The sequence below is a fragment of the Chryseobacterium sp. R2ACT005 genome (assembly GCF_049949215.1).
Lineage (GTDB): Bacteria > Bacteroidota > Bacteroidia > Flavobacteriales > Weeksellaceae > Chryseobacterium.
Window position 1 is genome coordinate 1,064,684 of the sequence record NZ_CP188192.1, and the last position, 21,559, is coordinate 1,086,242.

20 protein-coding genes and 1 pseudogene are annotated in these 21,559 nt (G+C 31.7%); 12 read left to right on the forward strand and 9 right to left on the reverse strand.

Going from position 1 to position 21,559, the window contains the following annotated elements:
- Positions 1–130: 130 nt before the first annotated feature.
- The 4 genes from ACPF63_RS04910 to ACPF63_RS04925 all read right to left on the reverse strand — a co-directional run bounded on the left by ACPF63_RS04910 (position 131) and on the right by ACPF63_RS04925 (position 4,757).
- Positions 131–1,699 carry a tetratricopeptide repeat protein gene (locus tag ACPF63_RS04910; RefSeq protein WP_426482203.1) on the reverse strand — a complete coding sequence of 523 codons (1,569 nt, stop codon included), beginning with the start codon at positions 1,697–1,699 and terminating at the stop codon, positions 131–133.
- Between the two features lie 368 nt (positions 1,700–2,067).
- Positions 2,068–2,385, reverse strand: coding sequence for a helix-turn-helix domain-containing protein (locus ACPF63_RS04915; protein ID WP_426482204.1), 318 nt, complete (start codon positions 2,383–2,385; stop codon positions 2,068–2,070).
- On the reverse strand, positions 2,382–2,798 hold the full coding sequence (locus tag ACPF63_RS04920) for a transposase (protein WP_426482205.1): 417 nt from the start codon (positions 2,796–2,798) through the stop codon (positions 2,382–2,384). The genes ACPF63_RS04915 and ACPF63_RS04920 overlap by 4 nt, the downstream gene beginning before the upstream one ends.
- Before the next feature lie 537 nt (positions 2,799–3,335).
- Positions 3,336–4,757 carry a helix-turn-helix transcriptional regulator gene (locus ACPF63_RS04925; protein ID WP_426482206.1) on the reverse strand — a complete coding sequence of 474 codons (1,422 nt, stop codon included), beginning with the start codon at positions 4,755–4,757 and terminating at the stop codon, positions 3,336–3,338.
- 255 nt (positions 4,758–5,012) lie between these two features.
- Between ACPF63_RS04925 and ACPF63_RS04930 the strand changes: the two genes are divergently transcribed.
- Positions 5,013–5,210: a hypothetical protein gene (locus tag ACPF63_RS04930; protein ID WP_426482207.1), complete on the forward strand. Its 198-nt coding sequence runs from the start codon at positions 5,013–5,015 to the stop codon at positions 5,208–5,210.
- A 567-nt stretch (positions 5,211–5,777) separates the two neighbouring features.
- Here the strand turns inward: ACPF63_RS04930 and ACPF63_RS04935 are convergent.
- The 3 genes from ACPF63_RS04935 to ACPF63_RS04945 form a co-directional block, all read right to left on the reverse strand.
- The gene (locus ACPF63_RS04935) at positions 5,778–7,118 is read right to left on the reverse strand and encodes a hypothetical protein (protein ID WP_426482208.1); all 1,341 of its coding nucleotides are present in this window, start codon (positions 7,116–7,118) and stop codon (positions 5,778–5,780) included.
- A 362-nt stretch (positions 7,119–7,480) separates the two neighbouring features.
- On the reverse strand, positions 7,481–7,825 hold the full coding sequence (locus ACPF63_RS04940; RefSeq protein ID WP_426482209.1) for a hypothetical protein: 345 nt from the start codon (positions 7,823–7,825) through the stop codon (positions 7,481–7,483).
- 523 nt (positions 7,826–8,348) lie between these two features.
- A complete protein-coding gene (locus ACPF63_RS04945) occupies positions 8,349–9,227 on the reverse strand; it encodes an AraC family transcriptional regulator (RefSeq protein WP_426482210.1) in 879 nt (292 codons plus the stop codon).
- Between the two features lie 940 nt (positions 9,228–10,167).
- Here ACPF63_RS04945 and ACPF63_RS04950 point away from each other — a divergent pair.
- From ACPF63_RS04950 to ACPF63_RS05000, 11 genes and pseudogenes are all read left to right on the forward strand, one after another.
- Entirely contained in the window at positions 10,168–11,133 is a 966-nt protein-coding gene (locus ACPF63_RS04950) for a hypothetical protein (RefSeq protein WP_426482211.1), read from the forward strand.
- 192 nt (positions 11,134–11,325) lie between these two features.
- A complete protein-coding gene (locus ACPF63_RS04955; RefSeq protein WP_426482212.1) occupies positions 11,326–12,762 on the forward strand; it encodes a hypothetical protein in 1,437 nt (478 codons plus the stop codon).
- Between the two features lie 15 nt (positions 12,763–12,777).
- Positions 12,778–13,200, forward strand: a complete 423-nt coding sequence (locus tag ACPF63_RS04960; protein ID WP_426482213.1) for a transposase — start codon at positions 12,778–12,780, stop codon at positions 13,198–13,200.
- Positions 13,197–13,514 carry a helix-turn-helix domain-containing protein gene (locus ACPF63_RS04965; protein WP_426482214.1) on the forward strand — a complete coding sequence of 106 codons (318 nt, stop codon included), beginning with the start codon at positions 13,197–13,199 and terminating at the stop codon, positions 13,512–13,514. Before ACPF63_RS04960 ends, ACPF63_RS04965 begins: the two co-directional genes overlap by 4 nt.
- Before the next feature lie 91 nt (positions 13,515–13,605).
- Positions 13,606–13,728: pseudogene (locus tag ACPF63_RS04970) on the forward strand (PhzF family phenazine biosynthesis protein); the annotation flags it as partial.
- 124 nt (positions 13,729–13,852) lie between these two features.
- Complete coding sequence (locus ACPF63_RS04975) at positions 13,853–14,329, forward strand: N-acetyltransferase family protein (RefSeq protein ID WP_426482215.1); 477 nt, start codon at positions 13,853–13,855, stop codon at positions 14,327–14,329.
- A gap of 294 nt (positions 14,330–14,623) precedes the next feature.
- Complete coding sequence (locus ACPF63_RS04980) at positions 14,624–15,568, forward strand: BPSS1187 family protein (protein ID WP_426482216.1); 945 nt, start codon at positions 14,624–14,626, stop codon at positions 15,566–15,568.
- 257 nt (positions 15,569–15,825) lie between these two features.
- The gene (locus ACPF63_RS04985; RefSeq protein ID WP_426482217.1) at positions 15,826–16,203 is read left to right on the forward strand and encodes a DHCW motif cupin fold protein; all 378 of its coding nucleotides are present in this window, start codon (positions 15,826–15,828) and stop codon (positions 16,201–16,203) included.
- A 102-nt stretch (positions 16,204–16,305) separates the two neighbouring features.
- Positions 16,306–17,211: a carbon-nitrogen hydrolase family protein gene (locus ACPF63_RS04990; protein WP_426482218.1), complete on the forward strand. Its 906-nt coding sequence runs from the start codon at positions 16,306–16,308 to the stop codon at positions 17,209–17,211.
- Between the two features lie 153 nt (positions 17,212–17,364).
- Complete coding sequence (locus ACPF63_RS04995; protein WP_426482219.1) at positions 17,365–17,778, forward strand: hypothetical protein; 414 nt, start codon at positions 17,365–17,367, stop codon at positions 17,776–17,778.
- Between the two features lie 65 nt (positions 17,779–17,843).
- The gene (locus tag ACPF63_RS05000; RefSeq protein WP_426482220.1) at positions 17,844–19,133 is read left to right on the forward strand and encodes a hypothetical protein; all 1,290 of its coding nucleotides are present in this window, start codon (positions 17,844–17,846) and stop codon (positions 19,131–19,133) included.
- Between the two features lie 584 nt (positions 19,134–19,717).
- Here the strand turns inward: ACPF63_RS05000 and ACPF63_RS05005 are convergent.
- Both ACPF63_RS05005 and ACPF63_RS05010 read right to left on the reverse strand, forming a co-directional pair.
- Positions 19,718–20,335, reverse strand: coding sequence for an NADAR family protein (locus tag ACPF63_RS05005; protein ID WP_426482221.1), 618 nt, complete (start codon positions 20,333–20,335; stop codon positions 19,718–19,720).
- A 21-nt stretch (positions 20,336–20,356) separates the two neighbouring features.
- Complete coding sequence (locus ACPF63_RS05010) at positions 20,357–21,403, reverse strand: phosphoribosyltransferase-like protein (protein WP_426482222.1); 1,047 nt, start codon at positions 21,401–21,403, stop codon at positions 20,357–20,359.
- Positions 21,404–21,559: the final 156 nt, after the last annotated feature.

Below are 21,559 nucleotides of genomic sequence, written 5' to 3' on the forward strand. Positions count from 1 at the left end.
CCAATTTTAATTCTTGCATTGCTTTAAGCAAAAAACAGGCAAAGGTTTAATCCAAAAAAAGCACTACTTTCATAAATGTCAATTGGTGGTACATTAAAGTATATTATTATCTAAAAAAAATACTTAATATTTACGTACTATATAAGTATACCTTTCTTTTTAGCCATAAATAGAGGTCTTGATTGGTCTCCAGATTAAGTTTCTTCCGTAACATATACTTTCTGCTTTGTACTGTTCGGTATGATCTAAAGGTATATGCTGCTATTTCCTTAGATGAAAAGTTAAGGTAAACATATGCCAAAAGTTTTAGTTCGTTGGTGGTAAGACTACCATTAATCTCTAGTAATTTTATGCTGAAATTCGGATGTAATGATTGGAAATTTTCAAAAAAAACAGGGCTATTTTCTTTTGCGGCTTCTATAACTTCATTTAAAGATATTCTTAACTTTTGTTCCAATTCATTAGTATAAACTATCTTTTTAGCTATCTCGAGTTCTTTGATGTTTAACTTCAAGTCATTTTGTTTCTTTGATTTTCGAAAAATATAAATAACTATTAATGATAAAATAATTACCACAATAATAACTATTAATCCTACTTCATAATTAATTTTTCTATTTTCATTTTCGTAAATTTCTCTTTCTCTCTCCAAAATTTCATTGACAATGAAATTGCGATCACGATCCATATTTACATTGATGCTGTCTTCAAACCTTAGTCCTAAAATTGAATATTCCTTAGCTTTTTCGATGTCATTGCATTTAAAATAGAAATCCTCTAATTTTTTATATAATATTCCATGCGAACGCAAATTATGGAGACTTGATTTATTCAATGCTTCCTGATAGTATTGAATAGCTTTATCATTCTTTTTTCTGTACATGTAAAGATCCCCCATTCCGATTAAAGCTTCAATTTCGTACGGATGTTCTTTATTTTTTAGAATTGATAATGACTTTTTAAGATAATACTCAGCTGAATCAAAACTTTTTTTTAAAAGATAATAGTTTCCTAGTGAGCTATAAGAGCTTCCCACTTCTCTATATGCAATATGCAGAGGAATTGTTCTTAATATCTTTTTTTCTTTTAGCAAATAGGAATATACAGAATCCGGAAAATTCTGTATAGTATACAAATTCGCCATCGTATTATAGGTGGTACTTTGAGTTAAAAGGTCATTGTAATTTTTGGTATTAATCTTTTCAATTTCGCGAACAGCCTTATAATAGTTTTGAGCTGCCACTGTATAAAGTCCAAGATCTGTTAAATTATCTCCTATTAATCCATAATTACGGGAACTTTGCGTGAAATCACTTTTTAGATACGAAGTATATGATTGTGATTTCTTAATGTATATATTACTTTTAAGGTATTTTCCAGCAAATGATAAACAGGAGGCAATATAAAAGTTACCATAGCATAACCCTCTTTGATAATTATTTTTTTTTGATTCAGGTATTATTTTTTTCTCTACAATTAAAATAAGTTCTCTATCCTTTCCATTCATGTATAAATCATCAGCAATAACAATTAGAGAATCAATTTTACCAATCACTCTTTTGTCAATTTTTTGTCCCTTAGCATAGAAACAAATAACTAATAGCAACAACAAAGTTATCTGTTTAAAAAATGGAAAAAAATTTGATGAATGTTGTTTTTGAGAATAAGAAGAATACTGAAATTCTTTTGATTTTGTCATATTGTTTTGTGTTATGATGCGACTATCATATTGCACTTTGATTACAGGAGAAATTATTCCTGATCCTGCTAAAACTGCTGTTTGCTTACAAATAAAGAATTCACCATTCCTTTTTTAAAATATAAGCCAAATAATAAATATCACATACTATTATAAGTAGTTTTTTTAAAGCCTGATGAAATGATATTCTATAAATTATTTGTTTATGTATATAGAGATTACCTATAAAAAAGGATTTTACACAAAAAACGTACAGTGATATTATCACTCAGCAAAGTGTTCAGCTAAAAACGATAATAGCCCGATCTCATTGGCAGAAGTTTTTAATACATATATATTTGTAAGTAGAATTAAAAATCTGTTCTAGATTACAATTTATTGTATAGTTTCTTCCATTTTGTAATCGTATTCCGGCTTAATTTAAAATGGGATGCTACATTGGTATTATTAAGCTTATTAATTTTCTGATATTGTAAAATTTCCAGAATAGCAGGTTCATCATAAGAGCGCAGCTTTTGATTATAGCAATCCTGTTCATTACTAAAAAGCAAATTGTTTAGCCTAATGACATCCAATACTGATAAAACATTATTTTTGAGTAATGTTTTACATTTTACCTTTTTATCCGGATATTTTTGTTCAATAAGATCTTCATAAATCCTACCATAATTGGGATATTGTTTCATTTTTGAAATTTTTCTATCCATTTGTATAATGTTGTTTTAGGAATTCTATATTCCTCAATGACTTGTGATTTTGTCTTTTTGCCTGATGTAATTTGCTCCAAAATAAAATCAATCACTTCCTTCGAATAAATTGCTTTTCTAAAAACGGGCAGATCTGTCTTATCCTGTTTAACATTCGGTCCCTTAGGCGGGGAATACAAAATCAGATGCTGTGAGTAGATACGGAACAAATCGTATTCCGTTAACTTAGAAAACCTTAATAACGTATCACAATCAATATTTGCAGACTTATATATTTGCTGTAAATCAACGTCCATAATATTCAAAAAATTACAAACCCGGGATATTTCTATTCCGTTTTCTTTAATTTTTTGTTCTATCATCTGTCCAATGTGGATATTTTTAAAATTCATAAACATATTATAAAAGTATGTACGTCATAAAGATTGTAAATCAAGATGCTGTTTTGTACTGGTGACTTCCGACCGATTACATTTAGTTTTTGAGTAGGAGAAACAATACTAACTAAGGTCATTCAATATCTTTTTCATACACTAAGATTTTTTGTGGGTTAGAGAAGTTACATTCCAGCAACTTGAGAATCTATCAAATCTTCGCTCTATCAGAAACTTCAGTAATTTATGGGAAGGAAAATGACAGAAAATCTAAATAGAGCAAAGCATTGGTTGTGTTTTTAGAATCTTTTAATTGTAACTTTTCTGATGTTAATAGATTTGGTTTTTATTTTAGATTTAAAATCATAAAGAAAAAATGGATTAATATCAATACTGCTTATCTTAATTTGAGCTTAGACAGGTCTTTGCAATACAATTATTTATACGATAGACATTCTAGAAAACAAATTTATTCGATTAGTACCAAAAAATCTTTACTGCATTTATACCGCACCCTATAAAACCCTGATTTACTGATTATATAATTTAAAAAAATTAAAAATCCTGAATCCATTTATAGAGATCAATATCTCTGGAAAGTTTTAACCTCTTTCGGAGTCTGTATTTTTTCGATTCAACTGTTCTAACTGAAATGTGATCATAATCAGCAATCTGTTTGTTGGATAAATTCAATTTAAGAAATGCACATAATTTCATTTCATTTGAATTTAAATCCGGATATTTTGAAATTAGACAATCATAAAAATCCGGATGAAAACCTCTAAACTTAATCATAAAGAGTGGATCTGATTGTTTAGCGAGCATAATCAGCTCTTCATATGTATAAGATAATTTCTCTTTAAGGTGTTCTGACTCTTTTACTTTTTCATTGATCACGGCATCTTTAATCCTTTCCCTACTTTTGGAAAATTTAAAAACAAAATATATGATAACACCGCCCAGGAAAACAATACTGAGTATGACATACAATAAAACGAAACTGTATCTTTTTTCTTGATCTGCCTGCTCCTTATGCATTCGTTTAATTATCATATTGATTCCGGCATTTTCCTCTTGCTGTAAGCTATCATTTAGAGCAGAGTATTTTACCAGATATTTATTCTCAAGTTCGGGAAGATTCAAGCCGCTGTACGTCCCAGCAATCAATTTGTAAGATTCCAGCGTTCCCATACCTAATTGAGCTTTTGAAGTGATTTTTAAAGAACTGAATAAATATTTTAAAGCTTTATGGTAATTCTTCTTTTCAATATTCAGTTTTCCAAAAGCCCTCAGTACATTGGCCTTCCCCTCAATAGGAATTTGTTGGGTAGTGAGAAGTTCATTGGCTTTATTAATGTAAAATTCAGCAGAGTCTATATTATGTAACTTAAAATGTCTTTCGGCTATCGTAATGTATAGCATAGGCATTGGAGATTTCAGACATTTCCGCTCATTGCTGTAAACAGAATCCATTAATCCTAAATACTCAAAACTATTTCTCTTCCAATCATAAATACTGTAGAGTCTTTTTTCTTTTTCCTTTTGATCTTTAATCTTATGAGCCAGTACAAAAGCATTATCAAAGTATTTAATTGCCTGTTCATGCAAGCCCAGAAAATTATAGTTTTTACCATACACAAAGTACATATAGGCTTCAAGATCATACTCTTCCTTACCTTTCAATTCTTTCTCAGCCATTTCAACCATTTGAAGACTCTCCTTATTTTTCTTCATTATGATCAGTACATTAGCTAAATTAAGACTTCCCCGTATCTTGCCATTTTCATAATTTAATCGTTGACATTCTTTTCTTAGTTCCGTTTCCAATAAAACGATTTTGTACAACTCCCCATTTTTAAGAAGCTTACGGAATGTTGTGGTTTGCAAACTATCAATTTTCTCAATGGTGATTTGAGATTTAAAGGTACAGGTCAGCAAAAGGAGTAGAACAATAAAAATATTTTTTAAATGAGTCATAGGTATTTGAAAAAAAATTAAGGTAATGTTCAAATGATTCGGAAAATGTCATTTTATTCACAGTTACTTCACGTAAACCGGTATTTTCACAGTACTAAAATTTAAAATAATGAAAGCTTATACAGCTATTGGTTTTTCGAATTATAAAAACTTCCTAAAGAAATAGAGGCCCTCAAAACATCTTTAACAGAAGCTCAAATAACACCATATATCTTTGTAGAAAACTATTATTTCGAAAAAGACCAGGAGAAAGAAATGATAGACCAGGCTTTTGCAGATATTTTAGCATGCGAGTTCCTGATTGCTGAATCTTCAGAAAAAGCAATTGGAATGGGAATTGAAGCTGGATATTCGAAAGGCTTAGGAAAAAGGGTAATGTATATGAGACATGTGAATGCTGAACATTCTTACCACACTTTCAGCAAAATCAGATGCCATTGTACCCCAACTTAGTTCTTTCCTGAATTTAAAAGATACTATTTGAAACAATGTATGGGAATTTAATATTTTTAATTCAACTTGTATTTTAAAAGAGGGAGTATAAAAATAAGCCATAGATATGATGTATTACAGATTATATTGTTCATGTTTGGATTGTGTAGTGGTAGTTCAGAGTACCATTTGTGAATTATTAGCAGTCCATACACCACCCTCATTGAATCTTTGACCGGCTATCTTATCTACCACAAAGTTGACAAAATCATCCAAATTAATAAAGGAAAATTCTTATATATTTTGGTACTTTTCTGACATTTTAATGAATAATAGGTCTACTTCATTCCTTATATCAAATCAATAAAATAAGCAATCAGGATTGGGCTGTTATTTTAAAAGGCGATTGTACAATCGCCTTTTCTGTTAAGTATACTTCATATCTGCCCAATAGAAAAACACGATACATAAGTACAAGTACATAGTAACTATCATTTTCAATTTGTCATCCAGTAAATTAAGAACTATATGCTTCCAACTTTCCTTATAGGTTCACAGCAGTAATTTAATTCATCTTCATGATAGCATTTACAATGCAGTATAAATAATATGCAAAAATGCACTGCTATGATTATAGCTAGCTCCACCAACACCTGCTTTGGTCTCACAATAAATAATATCTCCCACATTCAGCAACTTTACATAAGTCCCGGATAATATAAAAATATTTCCTGCCTGAGGAGCTCCGCCGAAGGTCCAAACATTACTACCGGCATGAATATAAAGTCCGTAATTTGGTGAGTCAGAAGCATTTTCCAGTCGTACTCCAGCTACAATATGATATATCCCTCTTTTGGCTACTGTATAACTGCTATTAGCAGAGTTCCAGGTACCTGCCCCTGCAGTATTGATATTGACTGTCCCAAATATAACTGTGTTAGCAGCCCCATTTCCAGGCAGAGTTGCGCTACTGGCAAATTGCTCAGCATTGAAAATATTATTAGGAGTTTTCAAAGTATTGATAAAGTCATTACCAGTAATCTGTGAAGCAACACCTGTGGCATCAGACAATAAAATATTATTTGTTCCAAGACTCGTTTGAGTCACTAACGAACGAAATCTAACACTTCCATTTACATCCAATGTATTGGTTGGAGTATCTATAGCAATACCAACATTACCATTTGCTGTAATTGACAATCTTGTACTATTACTTGTTTCCAGATGTAAGGGATGTGATGTTGTCGTTCCCAGCCATACAGCACCTGATCCTATATAAGACTTAAGACTAATCGTTCCATTGGTGTGATGGATACCAAAACTATTATCTGGTGTATTGATCGTTAATTTAGTATCCGGTGCAGCTGTACCAATCCCAACTCTATTATTGGCAGCATCTACTGAAAAAGTATTTCCGGCTACAGAAAATGCATTAGGCTGATTGGCTGTAAATGCCAAGGTATTGGCTCCCTGCGTTACAATTCTGTTACTGCTAAGCGAACCATCTGCGGTATAAATATTGACAGGTACTGCGCCTAAAGTCCCTCCGTCGGTAGCTCTCCACCCTGCATTACTGTACACAAATTCCAGTGCTTTTCCATTGGGTATGGTAACCCCATTTAGTACTGCACCAAACCCACCTGTAGTGTTGTTAAAAATTACCAGCCTTTGACCAGCATTGGGAGCAGCCGGAACGGAAATAGAAACTGTTGCAGTAGCACTTCCTGTAAGCTGTGCCTGGCTTATATTAGCCGGAATATTAGCATTATTACTGGCGACACTTATGGCTGTTTCACGGTTGGTAATAGCACCATTCACATCAAGTGTTGTACCGGGAGTTGTTGTATTAATTCCTACATTGCCTGTTTGTGCGAAAAAAGCTACACTTACTACTGACAATGCAATTGAAAATAAATTTTTTGTATTCATTTTTTTTATATTTTTTTGTTAAAGGATAATGTATATTACTGCAGCTGGAAACTTCAAAATTGAAATAGACTTAATGTAATCTCAAGACGAAAATATGATATACCCACAGCCTTTCTATTAAGGCAGTATCAGTATTTATCATCGCTATAGCAGTAATAGATAAAATGTTTTTATTTTGGAAATTGATGAAATCATATTCCAGACAATACCTATATAGATTAAGATTAAATAGGTAATCTTCCAGAATCCAACAAAGTAAATTATTGATTGACTATGTATTACTTTAATTTGTCTGGGAAAAATTCTCAGAGATTAAAAAGATATTAATCTTGTTCTCTTATTTTTTAGTATTCTTTAGGGCATCATGTCGATGAATACCTACCGATATCAATATTATCAATCTTCGAATTGCTTGTACTACAGGTGGTACCTGTGACATTCTTATCAATAGGAGCACTAGCTTTCAGGGGGTAAATGTCATCCAATGCAAACTTCCCAGGAGGCTGCAGAGAACTTATCATAACCTTTTTGGCTGTTCCATCTCCCTGTAACAAGATTGTTCTGTCTGTATTGCCCAGAACATCATTTTCAGGAACATTTCGAAATCGCAAATTGCCATTGACATCTAATGTTTGAGTTGGCGATGTTGTATTTATTCCAACTTGTGCTAAAGTTAATCCATAAAAAAGGACTGCTATAGGTAACATTTTTTTTTCATTGCTTTTAATTTTTTTTATTAAAATAGTAGTGTTTTATTAGAGATTATAATACATTTTTAAAGATGTAAAGAGTCATACTTAAATTTGGTAGTAAAGCTATAGTAATTATTTTATGGAGTTTCTACTGCATTTCTACTGCAATGTGTAATCAATTGATTTATAATGCTATTTTTGTAAAAACTAAAAAAAGTTCATCTATAATATTTGAGAAAAAAATTTCTATTATTCACTAAAATATTTGTTTTACCATACCTATAATAATGAATTGAAGGTACCATTCAATAGTATCAAAGATAATTTGCCATGTAAATGAATAAGTTGAAATGGCATCTGATGCTTATTTTTCTGAGTGTTGAATTATGGTAGGGTAAGAAATAGAATGAAAAGAACTTGTCAAGTCAAGAATCCTTGTATTAACTAATACCGGACTACTATAAAACATAATTTCTATCATCCAAGAGTCGCTCCTAGAATACATCTAGGAGGTGATTAATTGCGATAGAGAAAAGTTCTAAATATTCTGGAACTTTTCCGACATTGTATTTCTATAGTCAAGTGGAGTTAATTTTTCTTTTTTTCTGAATTGTCTTGAAAAGTATGATAAATCTGCAAAACCAAGATGTTCTGAAATTTTGCAAATGTTCCAGTCAGTATGAACTAACAGCCTTTTGGTTTCCATTAATACACGTTCCCGAATAATATCACCAGCCGTTTTTCCAGTTATATGTTTGGTAACCTCATTCAGACGATGGGGGCTTAAACCGAGCTGCTGAGCATAAAATTTAATTTTTTTTTCATTCAGATAATGACAGTCTACCAATTCCCGGAACTTTCTAACCCTTAGACTATTTACATTGTCGTAAATATAATCGTGGGTATTGATAATAATACGTTGAATTCTGTTGAGTAAAACAAAAAGTAAATGACTGACAATAATTGCTGACTTTTCAGATAATCCTATTTCATATTCTAACATTTCTATGAGACGTTTCACCTCATTCACTCTATCATCCGTTAATTTAACGAATGGCAGTATGCCACTTTTATTAAGAAAGCTCAGGGAAAGAAGTCTATCCTTATTATTTGAGGTAAGCAACAAAAATTCTTCAGTAAAAGTAATACTGTAACCTTTCACATTTTTAGTTGTTGACATCTGATGAAGTTGGGCAGGTGAAATAAAAAATAAAGTATTGGGTCCAATTTCTGTTTGATGATGATCAACCATATTGATAGCACTCCCTGAGGTAAGCCAAAGTATCTCGTAAAAACTATGCTTATGAGGCCACTGTAGATCAGGAGGGCGATTAAGATCCTCAAATCTTTCAATCATGAATTCGTTACCTATAGATTTCTGAGACTTAAAATCTTCAATATTATAAATTTTAAACATAGAAATGTTGATAAAATAATGAGTTTAATTCCTTATAATGTTTGCAAGACACCTCAGAATATTCAAATCAAAAAGGCAAATTTGCATTGAAATTGTAGAAGATTTAAATACTATTGATGTTAGCTCTATGTTCTATAACTATCTGCCCGCTATTTTATTTCAGATATTATGAAATTTTCTCGGTCTAAGATATTAAAAAACAATTATTCCTAAAATCTGGAAAATAAAAACATGTCTTTTGATATCTAATATTACACTTCATTATAAACATACACCGAAAAAAAATAGAGCTTTCTAGAGATATAGATCTTAATAAATGGATCAACAACCATTAATAAAAAGTATCTTTTTGTAGGAAAAACAATCATTTGAGATTATAGGGAAAAGTTAATGCTTTTTTTATACACTATAAATCAATACTTTAAATAATGCAGTATAAATGCTGTATACGTTTTTTTTAATCATTAATATAAATTCGTTCTTGAAATTTTAATAGAATTTAATAATTAAAATTTTATAAAAAAGTAAATAAATTTCAAAAGTGATGAATATAAAATTTTTTTTTCCTGTTTTTGTATACTCTAAATTATATTTTCCTTAGCACAAAATTCACTGTTATATCTCTAAAAAGATTTAGATCAAATGTTAGACATATTTATCTTTCAAAACATAATAGGAAAATACTTGTTTAAACAAAAATTATGCATAATGGGAAAATTTTTTTTTCAAATATGTTGGTATTAGTACTGTCTATTATGCAGATGATCTTAACGAAATTAATCCCACAGCCATTATAATTATATAGGAGGTTGCATCTATAATAAAGTGGTCTTTTATCATTTTTGTGTAATGGTTATTTATAAAAAGGGAAAATTAAGTCGTATCAACCAAAAACGAAATATTTTACAAAGATGCTAAAAACTCATAAAAATTTACAGATATGAAAAAGCCATTACTTTACTTAATTGTATTATTAATTAATTCAATTTTACACTCGCAGGTAGGACTAAATACAACCTCACCAGGAAGTACCCTTACTGTCAACGGATCAATTGCCGGACAATATAAAATATCTTCGGTATCAGTTACACTTGGAATTAACGATTTTTATATGGCATTTAACGGCAGTACTGCTGGAACATTCACTTTACCAGCTGCAGTTGCAGCAGCTCCAGCGCAAGGGAATATATTGGGCAGGGTATATTTTATTAAGAACACCGGAAGCGCCCAGCTTACGATTGCAACTAGCGGCACAGAACTGATAGATAACCAGTCAGGGGCAGGTGTTGCAAGTTTTAAGCTAAACCCAGGAGGATATACTATGATAATCAGTAAGGGAACTACTTCCGGTACAACTTGGGAGTTATCAACTTTTATAGATAAAACAACTGCAACTATTGCAGCACTTGGGGCTATTGACCAGATAATGTATACTGGAACATCATTAACCGATTTTAATAATAGCATTCCCCAAGTTATTCCATTTTCTGCAAGTAACCTTATTGTTAACCAGGGAGGATCAGCAACTTGGAACGATGCAGGTGACTACTGGCAAATTTTAGAATCAGGAGTTTATAAGATAGATGCATATGCCTATTTTGGTAGTGGAGGGGCTTTATCTGGATCTTATGAATGGACAGGAATTAATCTTAATATTTCAAAAAACGGTACAGCACTCTCTAACATAATAGGAGGAAATAGGGCAAACATCATGAATGTTATTGCACAGATAGCAAATACCCCTATTAATACAAGCTGTATTGTACACTTAAATGCAGGGGATAAAGTTTATCTAAGTATGAATTGGGGGTTTGGTAATAAACCTACAACAGATGTTCATATTACACGCCCTACTTCCTTAATAGAATCTAGAAATTTCTCATTACAGCAGCTATCAGTACCTTAATGGGCTTCTTTCCAAACTAAGATTTGTTTCTCAGTTTGGAAAGATTGAAAGAAGATAGCCAATAATATTCTGATTTAAAAAAATATGAAGTTAAATATATTATTATCCCCTTTTTTTGATTATTTAAAATAATCAAAATGTCAAAAAATAAAATTACTCAGGTTCGAATTTAATTCTAAAAACACAAAAAAAATGAAGAAAGCATTATTTCATGTATGTGCCCTTTTAATGGGCACATTTTTATATGGACAAGTTGGAATAAATACTCCACAACCTAAAGCGACTCTTGATGTAAAGGCTACCGAAACAGACATAACCAAAACAGATGGTATTTTAGCTCCTAGACTTACAGGGAATCAGCTGAAAGCAAAGGATGCTTTATACACGGATGATCTTAAGGGTGCTATGGTATACATAACTGCAGGAGCAAATCCCGTAACAGTCAAAACAACTAATGTCACTACTGCAGGCTACTATTATTTTGATGGGAGCGTATGGATCAAGCTTAATGGTGAATCTTTTAATGGAGATCCATCTCCGGATGCTTTTATAGATGATACAGCAAACAGTATGGTAAAACTCGGAGCTTCCTCTTCAGGGAGTCCTAGAATTACAAATTCAGATTTTGTAATTAAAGATAACGGGAATGTAGGAATTGGTACTGTCTCACCTTCTCAAAAGCTGGATGTAAAGGGAAACGGTAAATTTGATTCAGGGAACACTCAGGTCGAAATAATTTCCAGTGGGGGTAATCCTGCTAATATCAATTTAATAAGAAACAATAATGGAACAAACTTGTCTAGTGGAAATCTTATTGGATATTTTAATTTTAACGGAAGAATAAATGGTGTAGACAATACGCCTTTATCAACTATTGTAAGCAGTTATCAGGGCAATGGAACAGGAAATGAATCTTCCATAGATTTCCGAACAAGCGGAACATCAAACGTAGATATGAAACTGGATGAAAACGGTAATTTAGGAATTGGTACAACTTCTCCCTCACAGAGACTTGACGTCCAGGGAACAGGTGTAATTTCAGGAAGATTAGGGGTAGGTATTTCCGATCCTCAAAATAAATTGGATGTTGATGGAAACGCAAGATTCAGGGGAGTTCCTTCCGCTACTTTGGGAGATACTGACAGTTATGTCGGAATTACGAGTGAGGGAACTTTGAAAAAATTTGATGTTTCTCTTCCCTCATTCGCCGCTTATGCTTCCAGTACTCAGACTGTGACAAGAAATGCAGATGGGGTAGCTCGGCCTTTAGCTTTTGAAGAGGTTAATAAATTTGATAATGAATACATTACAAAAACTGGTCCTAATACCTTTAGAGTAAATAAGTATGGAATTTACACCGTAGAAGTATGGGGATTATTCTCCGATATTCCTGAAGCTGTCGATGATGTTAGATCTGGATGTTCGATACTATTAAACACTGGTGCAAAGTCTGCCCAATTAATTGGCAGCCGATGGCAAGATGGCAGGGGAACAACCAATGTAACAAGAACAGTTATTTTAAATGTAAATAGCGACATAACTGTAGACTCAAGATGTAACAGATCGGGAAGTCAGCAATATAAAACAGCACCAGGCTCTACTGTTTTTATTACTTATATACCAATGTAATAATATAATACCAAAATGAATTTTAAAAATATACATATTGGGCAGATGATAGAACAAAAAATTGTGGAAAGCGGGATAGAAATATCCCGAGTCTGCAGTTTTTTAAAATGCACGGAAAATGTTTTAGAAGAAATATACCAATCGGATAGTATTAATACTGAACTACTTTTAAAACTTTGTAAATTAACCAGTTATGATTTTTTTCGCATTTACTCTCATCATTTAATTCTTTATTCTCCTCCTAGTCGTCCAAGTCCAATCATTATCAAGAAAGCAACTACACTACCAACTTTCAAAAAGAATATTTATACAATGGAAATTATTGACTTTATGTTGGATATGATATATTCAGAGAAAAAGACAAAAAAACAAATCATTGAGGAGTATAAAATACCAAAAACAACATTATATAAATGGATTAAAAAATATCAAAAATGAATCACTGTCCTGACTATAAAAAAATTTATAAAGATCTTATTGCCCAAAAATATCCTGAGAAAGCAAAAAAATGTAAATCATTATTGGAAAAAAAGGATTTTTCAGTTTTGGATGTAATTAAAATAAATAGGTTGCTCTCTGATGATAGGAATATTGATGACTATAATCAAAAATACCGTTCTTATAATAAGCATACTATTTTAGAGATATTAAAGTATCAGAAAGAGCACAATTTGAACAATAGCCAATTGGCATCTCACTTTAAACTAAGTCGAAATACCGTTGCAAAATGGAGAAAATATTTTATGGTTTAGAATTCCCTACTAGATATCAATAGAATTAAAATCAAATTTAGGAAAACTAAAAATTGAAATTAACTGTTATAATTAAACAATATAAATTGTAATAAAATATAACTTATATCAAATTGATGCATTTACTGACAAAATTTTTGGTGGCAATCCTGCATGCGTAGTTCCACTTCAAAAATGGTTTGATGATAAAATACTTTTGAAAATTGCAAAGGAGGTAGAGTGATTATTAGTAGACGGCAAAAACCAATTCAATAGGACACTTTTAGGTAGATTGATAATATGCATTTAGGACAATTGTTAAAAAAAATCTGGTTAAAACTGTAATTTAAAATTAAAAGATGAATATAAATTATCCCGAAGTACAAATTCGAAAAGCGGTTCCGGAGGATTGCGATAAATTATGGGTTCTTATGAAAGAGCTCGCAATCTTTGAAAATTATATTGATTACTTTGCTATTACACCTGAAATAGTTTTGGAAAGAGGGTTTAAAAAGAGTCCACCTGATTTTTATTCTATTGTTGCTGAGAACAACAATTCGATAGTAGGAATGTTAGTGTATTATTTTCTTCCATACACTGCCCAAAACCGACCATCAATATATCTAAAGGAACTTTATGTGGATGAAAATTACAGAGGTCAAAAAATTGGGGAACAACTAATGAAGGCTTTACGTGTAGAAGCAGAGAAGAACAATTGTGAAGAAATAAAATGGACTGTAGCACCTTGGAATAAATCAGGTAAAAAATTCTATGAACGATTAGGTGCAAATGAAAATACTTATTGGTTAATTTATGAATGGAATATAAAATCGTAAATATGGAAAACATAAAAATTAAAAAATTGCTATAGGTGACATTAAGACTTTACAGTCTCGAAATGGAACGGAAAACCTTTTTAAACATTATTAGCTCTTTTTTAAATATATTGCTAACGTTTGAATTTAATTACCTCAGGCATCCCAATGTATTTTTATTGCAGGAATATATGTGGTCACTATTCCTATTATCAAGCTGTTTTCTATAAAAATTTGATGATCATCTCCTTCAATACAAATTTTATTATTGGACTAGGAGATTTATATACGAAACTCTACAAATATTAATACTAAATGAAAAAGAAAATTTCCTCCTCAATCTTTGTACCATTAATTTTATTGCTACTTGTTATAAGTCCAAACATAAGTATAGGAGCGCAAAACATAGCCCTTGCTGATGGTTTTGCTGAATATAAAATAATAAAGGTAAAACCCAGCGAAGCGGATTCCTCTGTACGTAAGTGGGACAGTGTACATGTTGTGTATTACGATAAGGCTATTAAAAATAATAAGGTATTATTATGGCTCACTGGTACCAACGGATCAACTGATAATGTTCCATTAAGTTTTTTTAAAACAGCATTGGATCAGGGTTATAGGATTATAGCACTCTCTTTTATTAGTACACCCGGTGTTTCGCAGGTATGTGTAGGAAATAAATTAAATGAAAATATTAATTGTGCAGCTGAGTTTCGTAGGAAACGAATCTACGGTGATAATGTTTTTTTGTCTATTCCGGATGAATTTCAAGATGCTATTATACCCCGTTTGACAAAGCTGTTACAGTATTTATCAAGAAATGATAAAGAAGGTTTCTGGTCTCAATATTTAAATCAAAGTACGGACAAGCCTATCTGGAGCAAAATAGCCATAGCCGGACAATCCCAGGGTGGAGGAATGGCCGAATTTATTGCCCAGTATGAATCGGTGGCAAGGGTAATGAGTTTTTCCGGAGGATGGGATTACAGCAATTCAAAAACAAAAGAGATAGCTGGTTGGTATTATCAGAAATTCATTACACACCCTGAAAACGTTTTCGCTACTTATCATATACAAGAAGCTGCAGCAACACAGTTAGATGAAATATGTCTAGCATTGCACATACCCAGAGAAAATGTCTTTGCACTAGACCAACCACTTCATAAACAAAATAAAGGTCGCAATCCATATCATATAGAAGGAATTAAGAATCCTGTTTATAAACCTATTTGGATAAAAATGCTTGGTTCTGGACGCTAGAAAAAGGATAATTTTTGTATTATTCTAGATAAATTGGCTTTCCTCCACTTTTAGCACTTGAGCATGTAGATTCTTACAATTACAAGATCATACTCTTCTAAAAGGAAGAGATAAATGAGCTCAAGCAAATAAGGATGTATCAAGGAATAGCGCAATTGAAATACCCTTATAACTTCCTTGTCACCTAGTAATACTAAAAAAACAACCAACCTTATAGATAAAATGTAAAAGTAAAATTAATAAACAAGACAAACAAAATGAGCAATATACCCTTTCAGACAATAGACTGGACTTCAATTGAAAAAATTGAATACAAAGGAGAAACAGGAGTAGCACTATGGCAGACAACTCAATTTGGTGGACTTAGAATAAGGCTAGTGGAATATTCAAACGGATATTTAGCAGACCATTGGTGTCAAAAGGGACACATTGTGCATTGTTTAGATGGAGAATTCATTAGCGAACTAAACACTGGTGAGAAAATTAAACTGACAAAAGGTGAAACTTATGTTGTATCAGACGAGCTTAGTTCTCATCGTTCTTCTTCTGAGAATGGTGTTCAACTTCTAATTGTTGATGGTAACTTTTTGAAAAACAATTGGACTAATAACGAAAAGCAATGTCTACAAACATGAAACCATACAGTAACTAATTTCTAATAAACAGTTTTGCGAACTTCGGTCTGATAAACTCCGAATGAACAGTGGCACAAATACATAATATAAGCTAAAAAGGAAATGAAATTTACAAGAAAAATTAAGCGAAGAATTTTAGTAATCGTTGGAATATTAGTTTTGGGGTTAGGGATTAAAACACTTTTTACTAAACCGAACATCCCAGGAATGGAAACGATGAGTTTACAAGAGTGGATCAGAAATCCATCTCCCGTAAAGGTGGAAGGTATGAAACAAATCATAAAGGTAGCAACAACTTCCTTGCAAACAATGCCCGACAAAGACTCGTGTATAATTCAAATCATCAACTTAGCGGAAGAAATTAAAAATAAAGAACCCGACACTCGATTGATCGTTTTTGGTGAAGCTTCTCTTGGTCTTTATTTTGACAGCAAGGAACCTAATAAATATCAAAAAAATATTGCTGAAACAATTCCCGGCAATGCAACAGACAGTTTGGGAAAGGTTGCAAAAAAACTATCTGTTTACTTAGCAATCGGACTTATTGAAAAAGCAGGAGACACGCTCTATAACTCAATGGTGGTTTTTGATACAAACGGTGAAATTGTTGCCAAACATAGAAAATCATTACTACACGACTACGATGTACAAAACGGGATAACAACAGCCGAAAATAACGCCCTAACATTTAACATTGACAATTTTAAATTTGGGCTGTCAATTTGTGCTGACGCAAACTCTACAGCGCTCGTAAACGCATACAAAGAACAGGAAATTGACGGCTTAATTTATTCGGTAACATCCAACCTTCCGTGGTTTTGCAGACAGATGGATTATTGGCCTATGGCTAAGAAATACAATGCTTGGATAATCGCATCAAACAGATACGGCAAAGAAGGAACAGATGATTATACAGGCTTTATTTTTATTGCAGATAACAAAGGTGCTATGCATAAAATGAAGAACAATGAAAAAGGCTATATAACTACAGTAATAGGGAAAAATTAACACAAAAGCATAACTGCACATTTTCGATAGTCGAGTTTCCAACCCTTTTTTATCGTAGAGAATTACTGTTTTCAGCATATGCAAGACAAAATTTGGTTAGTTAATTCTGACTTGCTTCCAATTTCAAACATCAGAAAAATAATATCTAAAAATATGGAACCACATTTTATTCTAACGGACAAAGAATTTGAAGAACAATTTGCAGGTTCTTCATTAGACCCAACACTTTTTTCACACGAAGCTCATCTTAGATTAGCTTGGATACATCTTTCAAAATATGGAGAGAAAAAGGCTGTTGAAAATATCACCGAACAACTTCAAAATTTTGTAAGACATTTAGGTGTAACAGACAAATACAATGAAACATTAACTGTATCAGCCATAAAAGCAGTTAAACATTTTATACAAAAAGGATCTATAGCCTCTTTTTATGAGTTCATAACAATACATCAAAGGCTAAAAACAGACTTCAAGAACATCATCGAACAACATTATAGTTTTGACATTTTCGACTCGACAACAGCAAAAGAAAAATATTTAAAACCAGACTTGTTAGAATTTACATAAAGATAGCCAGCTCCTAACATCGGTTTGCAATATGGTGAAACCAACATAATTAAAGAAATAACTGAATGACAAGAATTAAAAAAAGAGTTTTGATAACTTCCATTATCCTGACAATAGTTGCGGGTGGTTTGTGGTATTTACATTGCGATTTTTACAAAATTCCTAACAGTAGAATTGGAACAAACGAAAACTATCCTGAAATGCCAGATGATAGCTTTCATCATTACATCAATTTGCCAATCGACCATCATCAATCGACCAGTGAAAATTTCAGAGGCTTTTATCAGTTGAGTCCTAACTTTTATAAAAGCAAAAACATTACTTTCTTACTGACCGATGGACAAATGCAATTAGTAAGTACAAAAACAGATTTTCAGTTTTTTGAAAATGTATTACAGGGAAGCTCTTATGTTTTGATTGGAGTTAGAGGACATTCACCTACTTTATTTCCTGAGGTTTATAAAAATGGCGAAGTGGATTATGAAATAGCATCAAAACTTTTTAATTCTGATCAGCAGATAGAGGATATTGAACTGATAAGACAGGATCTAATCAAAAAAGGACTTTTGACAAGTGATCAAAAAATAAATGTATTTGGAGCATCAGGAGCTGGAGTTTTAGCTCAGCAATTTATAAGTAAGTATGGTAAAAATGTAAATCGTGTAATTTTGGAATCAACAGGAGCTCCTGATCTATCCCAAAATTTCAACTTAAAATATTCGCCAGATTTTGATGAATACAATCCTAAAGCAGCAAGGATTTTAAGAGAAGTTCTCCAACAAAAATCAATAGATAAACAGACTCTTTGCAACATCTTGTACCAAACTGGAAGAACTGAAAAATCCCCAAAAGAAGCACAAATAAATATTTTGAAAAAATTGAAAAACGGAGGAAGTTTATTTCAATATAAGTTCAAACCGATCACCAATCTTTCAATGCTTAATTATATGATAAAACCACCCTCCGAAATCGCAGCAAGGGTACGCTGGTTTGAACTGGTTGGTTATGACTTACTGAAATATAACAATGAAAGCGAAGCCAATTTGTTGTACGAACTATCATCAAAAGCTGTTTCTGACTTATTGGAGTATCACAAGCTTAATAATATTCCACCTCGAAAGTTTGTTCTCGAAAGAAGTAGTTTCTTGGGGGAGGTTTTAATTTTAAAAGGTACTGAAGATGTTGTTTTTTCAGATGAAATTAACCATAAAATTCAAGCCTCGTATCCCAATTCAAAATTACTATTCTTTAAAGACGGACACAGAATGCAAAATAATATCAAAAAATATATAAATATCAGGAACAGCTTTTTAAATTATGGTTTTAACTCCAAAGAGTTTAACTCTAAAATATGAGAATTGTTTACTAAAAAAGATTTGATATCACGATAAAATTCAGTTCTTAAATTGAAAAAAGAATATATAATATGAAGAAGAATAGAATAATAAAATTGACTATTTTGGCTTTACTAATAGCTTTTTTAACATTTATCGTGCTTTAAATAAGTTAGAAGATCCAGCAAACTTTAGTTTAGAACAGTTTATAGCTTCATATTCTCGATTATTTGTGTCATTCAATAAACGATATTTATCCTTGTTACCGGTGATGATTAATTCTCTCAGGATACTTGAAAATACTAACCAAATAAAAATAGGTAAGGAACTTGTAAATATGTCATCATTACATATTGAGGGTAATGAATCTTTAGGAGATCGTTTTCTGTTAATTGAAAATGCAATCCCTAAGTTGTTATTATTAGGCCAAAAGACAAAAACACAATTATCCGACACAAAACTTAGAGCTCATATTAAACCATTGTTTATTAGTTTGTTATGATTTTCGAGGGACAAATGGGTCACACGATAAATTTAACCGTAATAAACTGTTTCAAAGACAGTTATATTATTGCTATGAATCCAAATTTGATTGAGCAAATTATTTAGTAAGCATAAATGTCATCTAGATCATTAATAAAATAATCCTCATTATATACGGTTTCGATTTGATAATCAAAAAGTAGAAAAGCTTTGATTTCAGGTTGTAAAATTACACTTTCTTTGGTGATCCTTCCCGATCGGATATTCTGTCTTAACTCCATTAAAAGTCTTCCCAATGCGTTCTTGCCTTTTAACAAGTTAGGTGAGGTAGGAATAGCCCCCCAAGTATCATCTTTTTTAGAATATTCTACAATTGTTTTATCCCCAGTATTTAATAACAATTTGGAAAATATATCAAAGTTTTGAATTAGTTTTACTTCAAGGCACCATTTCATTACTTTGAATTTTACACTGTCCCAGTCTTGCCTTGCAAATTGATTATATTTTCTGCTCACCGCTTTGGCATCCATAGGATTTTTTGTTTCAATAATCTCCTTTTGAATTAAAGGGAATAAAGGGAATTTGCATGACTGATAAAGAATTTCTGCACTTTGAATATTCACTTCATTAACAAAAAGTGAATAGCCCGGAGCCATATTGGATAAGCCTCCATATTCATTTTCAGTTTTTGCAAAAGAAATAATCTCTTTTGTTTTATATTCTCTTATGCTGGGATTCATAATGCTAATTTAAACATTTTTTTATAAACCTCTATTGGCAACAGGAAATAATGGTGTCCAATTATGCCCTTCAACTTGCCACCAATATACTAGTGGTGCGTTATTGGGTATATTTCGCCATGTGAAAAAATGAGTTCCTAATCCAAAAATCTTATATTGTGGATTTATAAGTCCCAGGGGACGTATATTCTGAGAAACTGTGCCTTGGATCATATTAATTATATCAATTCCTTTTTCAGTTATAATATTTTCAAATAGAATGCGATTAGCAGAACTAGTGAAAAAAGTTTCAATCAAAGGCGTATTCATATTTCTGTAAGCATAGTCTTCGTATTTTGTTGCGGTTAAACTCTGAAGGTAGCTATTGATTTTTGGATTGTTACCTTTAACTGGAATTGCAATGTTTAGTTTTTGGTCTGAGAATTTTCCGTGATTCTGAATTTCGTAATTCCAAGACCAATTTATCTTTTTACCCAGTTTCTCATTGCATGTCTTATTGATTCTAAATTCTTGAAAAGAAAGTCCCCATCTATGAACACAAAATACACATACGGATAAAGTGATTTCATTTTCAAGAATTTTGTTAGTATTTTTTTTATTTTTTGTGTCCTCTTTTTCTAAAAACTCAATTAGATGCTTACCAATAGTACTACCTGATGCTAGGATATCATCAAAATATATATAATGCTTTTTGGGAAATGTTAAGTAATCTAAGTATGATAATGAATATTGCTCATTTAGTACCTCATCAATTAATTTTAGAATAGCGGGCTGACTTTTATGAGGTTGTTGCACATCCATAAACTCTGCATCCATTAAAAATTGGATTATACTAGAGTAGTTGAACATCTTGTAATATTTATCTAAGTTACTTTTTACGTATTCTTTAGCTTTTTCCCTAGAAATATAAACCTGTGGTAGGATATTGTTTAGTTCTGTAAGAATTAGTTTACTATCAGTTCCAAACTGTCCACCCCATTGTAGTATTTTTTCCGGAGTGATATATACGTTATCATGGTTACGATAGTCTTTCACAACTTCATATATACTATCTGCGAGTTCTTTCATGTAGTAGGTTATATATTTATAATAGAATTCAAAAATAGACAAAAAACACATACTACAGAAAGTCTTTCTTGTATCAGTCAGTAAATTAAATAGCTCTGTTCACGGGAGAAGTATGACAATGATCAAATAGAATGTAAATATTAATATATGCCTTTA